The sequence below is a fragment of the Kitasatospora sp. NPDC093558 genome (genome assembly GCF_040683475.1).
Taxonomy (GTDB): Bacteria; Actinomycetota; Actinomycetes; order Streptomycetales; family Streptomycetaceae; genus Kitasatospora.
In genome coordinates, this window is record NZ_JBFBDY010000533.1 from 1 (window position 1) to 4401 (window position 4401).

Annotated in this window: 4 protein-coding genes, 1 rRNA gene and 1 pseudogene; 3 read left to right on the top strand and 3 right to left on the bottom strand. The window is 71.8% G+C overall.

The features are described from left to right. Both AB0O00_RS30805 and AB0O00_RS30810 read right to left on the bottom strand, forming a co-directional pair. A pseudogene (locus AB0O00_RS30805) lies at positions 1–248 on the bottom strand (electron transfer flavoprotein subunit beta); the annotation flags it as partial. Between the two features lie 355 nt (positions 249–603). Continuing rightward, entirely contained in the window at positions 604–954 is a 351-nt protein-coding gene (locus AB0O00_RS30810) for a thioredoxin family protein (RefSeq protein ID WP_363657344.1), read from the bottom strand. 304 nt (positions 955–1258) lie between these two features. Here AB0O00_RS30810 and AB0O00_RS30815 point away from each other — a divergent pair, with 304 nt between their 5' ends. The 3 genes from AB0O00_RS30815 to AB0O00_RS30825 all read left to right on the top strand — a co-directional run bounded on the left by AB0O00_RS30815 (position 1259) and on the right by AB0O00_RS30825 (position 4228). Beyond that, positions 1259–1684 (top strand): DUF4395 domain-containing protein, encoded by a 426-nt coding sequence (locus AB0O00_RS30815; protein ID WP_363657339.1) that lies wholly within the window; start codon positions 1259–1261, stop codon positions 1682–1684. A 218-nt stretch (positions 1685–1902) separates the two neighbouring features. After that, on the top strand, positions 1903–2673 hold the full coding sequence (locus tag AB0O00_RS30820; protein WP_363657341.1) for a lysophospholipid acyltransferase family protein: 771 nt from the start codon (positions 1903–1905) through the stop codon (positions 2671–2673). Positions 2674–2887: 214 nt separating this feature from the next. Then, entirely contained in the window at positions 2888–4228 is a 1341-nt protein-coding gene (locus AB0O00_RS30825; RefSeq protein ID WP_363657342.1) for a hypothetical protein, read from the top strand. 86 nt (positions 4229–4314) lie between these two features. On the opposite strand, the gene rrf is transcribed toward AB0O00_RS30825, so the two are convergent. Next, a 5S ribosomal RNA gene (gene rrf / locus AB0O00_RS30830) occupies positions 4315–4401 on the bottom strand; the annotation flags it as partial.

A 4401-nucleotide genomic window follows, 5' to 3' on the forward strand; every position in this document is an offset into this window, starting at 1 on the left:
TTGTCCGCACCCATCGACAGCGCCTTGCGCAGCGCGTCCTTCGCGTCGTCCGGGCCCACCGTCAGCACCGTGACCTCGGCACCCTCGTTCGCCTCCGCGATCCGCAGCGCCTGCTCCACGCCGTACTCGTCCAGCTCCGACAGGAGGCCGTCCACGCCCTCCCGGTCGGTGGTGTGGTCGTCCGCGAAACGACGGTCGCCCGTCGCGTCCGGCACGTACTTCACACAGACAACGATCCTCAAGCTCACGGCCTGTCTCCTGTACTGGTCTCGTCCGGCGGCTGCGGCTGTGCAAGCGGGCGCGAACCTGGCTCGCACCCGCTCCGGGCAGCGGTTTTCCCGTGCCGGACCGGAACTTCCTGGCAGCATACTCGCCAGTAGCTCAGTGGTCACTACTGGCCAGTAGCTTACGCCGGGAGGCCTATACCGCCGCCTGCGCCCATCCTGCCCCAGCCCACCCCCGACATCACCCGACGGGGCTGAGGCTGGAGTGCGGCGAACAGATGACAGCAGACAGATTTCGTAATCTGTTATCTGTTCGCTGTTATCTGTTGGCTGTCATCCGTCCGCTGCCATCTGTTCGCCGTCACCTGTCGCCCGCCACTCAGACCGCCCGCCCCAGCGCCGCGATCACGTCCGCCTTGCGCGGCATCCCGGCCGCCCGTCGCACCACGCGTCCGCCGGCGTCCAGCACGAGCACGGTCGGCGTCCGCAGGATCTCCAGCCGGCGCACGAGCTCCAGCCGCTCCTCGGCGTCCACCTCCACGTGCGCGACGCCGTCGACCATCCCGGCCACCTCGGCGAGCACCCGCCTGGTCGCCCGGCACGGCTGGCAGAACGCCGTCGAGAACTGGACGAGCGTCGCCCGCTCCCCCAGCGCCCCGCCCAGCTCCGCCTCCGACAGCCGGACCGCCCCATCCTCGGTGGGCACCTTCGACCTCCCGTCACACCTCACCAGCACCAGCCCGCATCCCGTCGCCACCACCGGCACGGCGGTGACGAACAGCCAAGGGGACGGCCGTCCCCACAGTTTGCGGCAGCCACGCGTTCATCCCAAAAACGGATTGTCATAGACAGGTCGCTCTCCGACACTCGGCCCGCGTACCATCGGCTGGTGGATTCCGACCTCCCCTCGCAGCCGCCGATGCCGACCTCGCGCCGCTCCGTCGCCGTGGGCCGGGGCACCACCTCCCGCTGTCGCTGACGCGTCGCCCGCACGCGCCCCCGCCGCCGCCCGTCGCGACCCTCCCGGAGCCCCTGTGCAGATCGACCCCCGCGGCCCCCGCTTCACCGCCGCGCTCAGCGCGATGGTCCTCGCCGCCGTGCTGGTCACCGGCAGCGGCCCGCTCCTCGCCCTCCAGGCCGCCGTCTTCGCCCTCCCCGCGTTCGGCGGCCTGCGGCTCTCCCCCTACGGCTGGCTCTACCGCACCTTCGTCCGCCCCCACCTGGCGCCGCCCACCGCGACCGAGGACGAGCGCCCGCCGCGCTTCGCCCAGGGCGTGGGCCTGGTCTTCGCCGCCGTCGGCAGCCTCGGCTTCCTCAGCGCCGTCCCCTGGCTCGGCCTGCTCACGACCGCGTTCGCCCTGGCCGCGACCTTCCTCAACGCCGCGTTCGGCTACTGCGTCGGCTGCGAGATGTACCTGATCATCCGCCGTGCCCAGGGCCGTCCCGACGTCGTGGCCTGACCCGGGCGGGAAAAAGTTCCCGCGCCGATTCATCACCGATATCACACCGCGAATATCCGCTTGACGGCACGCCTCAGGTGACAGCAGGCACTCGTTCGGGGGATCATCTCCGTGTATCACCCGTGACCGCCGCGGCGTGCCGTGCTCCGGTCGGCCCTCGCGCAACGGCGCGGGTACCCGCCGTACCGGGCTCCGGCCCGTGGAAGTCAGGACTGACCGTGGCAGAGTTCGTCTACCCGCCGGTGATCGGCGCCGCACTCACCGCCTTCCGCGCGCTCGACGTGCGCATCAAGATCGTGGGTGCCGAGCACATCCCCGCCGAGGGCGGAGCCGTGCTGGTCAGCAACCACATCAGCTACCTGGACTTCCTCTTCGCCGGCCTCGGCGCCTACCGCGGCGGCAAGCGCAAGACCCGCTTCATGGCCAAGGACGACGTCTTCAAGCACGGCATCTCCGGCCCCCTGATGCGCGGCATGAAGCACATCCCGGTCGACCGGACCGACGGCCAGCCCGCCTACGAGGCCGCCGTCCGCGCCCTCAAGGCCGGCGAGGTCGTCGGCGTGTTCCCCGAGGCGACCATCAGCCGCTCGTTCATGCTGAAGAAGTTCAAGACCGGCGCCGCCCGCATGGCCGCCGACTCCGGCACGCCGCTGCTGCCCGTCGTCCTGTGGGGCACCCAGCAGCTCTGGACCAAGGGCCGCCCGAAGACCCTGACCAAGCGCCACGTCCCGGTCACCATCATGATCGGCGAGCCGATCCACCTCGGCCCCGGCGACAAGCCCGTCATGGTCACCCGCAAGCTGCGCGCCGCGATGGGCGAGATGCTCGACCGCGCCCAGCGCGAGTACCCCGGCAAGCCCTCCGGCTCGGACGACACCTGGTGGCTGCCCGCCCAGCTCGGCGGCACCGCGCCCACCCTGGAGGTCGCCGAGGCCGAGGACGAGGCGGAGGCCCTCGCCAAGGCCGAGCGCCGCGCCGCCAAGGGCTGAGCAACCCGCGCGTCGCCCGCGCCCTGCTTTCCCTCCACTCCGCCATTACTGCCATTACTCCGTGTGGCCGAGCGAACGCGCTCCGGCGCGTGTCGCCCGGCCGCCGACACCTCCCGTCTGACACAGTGACAGACCCGTTCGGGGGCCTTCGTCCTGATTCGGCGACGGAGCGAGAGTCGGAGCGGCCGGAAGGCCGGAGACGGAGATGACGCGGATGACCGGCACAGGGCAGTCAGCCACGACCAGGGCCCGCACCCGCGCAAGCGCCGGTGCGGGCCTTCTGCTGCTGGGCACCCTGCTCACCGGCTGCGGCGCCGAGCCGGGCGAGATCCCGCTCTCCGAGATCCGGCCCGAGAGCCCCTCCGCCACGCCCGAGCCGACGACCGCCTCCGCCACCCCCGGCGTGGTCGGCGCCGCGGCCGGTGCCACCGGCGCCGCCGCGGTCACGGCCCACAACGGCCTGATCGCCGGCCGGGCGTTCCTCGACCCCGGCCGCACCACCAGCGCCATCGTCACCGTCACACCCGACGGCAGCGGCGAGCACCAGGTGACCCAGCCGCCCGCCCGCGCCCACGACGACCGCCCCGACTGGTCCCCCGACGGCAGCACCCTCGCCTTCGACCGCACCGACCCGCAGAGCGGCAACGCCCGGCTGTGGACGGTCACCGCGAGCGGCGACGGCGAGCACCAGATCGGCCAGCTCTGCGAGAACGGCACCGCCGACTGCACCAACGAGGACGAACGGGCCCCCGCCTACTCCCCCGACGGCAAGCAGCTCGCGTTCGGCCGCTCCTGGGGAACCGTCAACCCGGCCGGCAACAACACCACCCAGATCCAGTACTCCGACCTCTACCTGATGGCCCCGGACGGCACCAACGTCCAGCGCCTCACCTTCCTCACCAACGACAAGCCGTACTCCGGCGAGGTCGGCAACCCCAGCTGGTCCCCCGACGGCAAGCAACTCGCCTTCGAGTACCGCACCGGCGCGAGCGGCCAGCCCGCCAACTCCCGGGCCCTGTACGTCGTCAACGTCGACGGGACTGGCCTGCGCCAGCTCACCCCCTGGGAGCTGCGCGCCGGTGACCGCGCCAGCTGGGCCCCCGACGGCACCCAGATCCTCTTCACCACCTACCCGGCCGGCCCCGAGAACGCCCCCGGCGGCGGCATCTACACCGTCCACCCCGACGGGACCGCCATCGCCGCCCTCACCCCCGCACCCTCCGACGCCTACTACGGCGCCGCCTCCTACGCACCCGACGGCCGCTCGATCGTCTTCTCCCAGGCCCCCGCCGGCGCCACCGCCGACCTCTACAGCATGCGGCCGGACGGCTCCGGCGTCGCCCGGCTCACCAACAGCACCGGCAAGTGGCTCGGCCGGCCGAAGTGGGGAACAGCCTCACCGTCGGCTCCCACGACGCCCGCCGAGGCCCCGGCCCAGGCGCAAGCACAAGCCCAAGCACCGACACAGGCACCGACACAAGCGCCGGCACAGGCCCAGCCGTCGGCCAACGCCCAGGTGGATCCGCAGGCGGCGGACGGCCAGGACGACAACTGAGCCTTTCCGACAAGTCTTTTCCGGCGGTTCACCGGAAACGCAAAAAGACCCACTCCCGGTCGGGAGTGGGTCTTCTTGGAATGATTGTTCGGCGGCGTCCTACTCTCCCACAGGGTCCCCCCTGCAGTACCATCGGCGCTGTGAGGCTTAGCTTCCGGGTTCGGAATGTAACC

What these genes read in the sequence shown, in the direction of transcription:
- AB0O00_RS30825 (WP_363657342.1), top strand. Translation starts at nt 2,888, where the DNA reads ATGACCGGCACAGGGCAGTCAGCCACGACCAGGGCCCGCACCCGCGCA.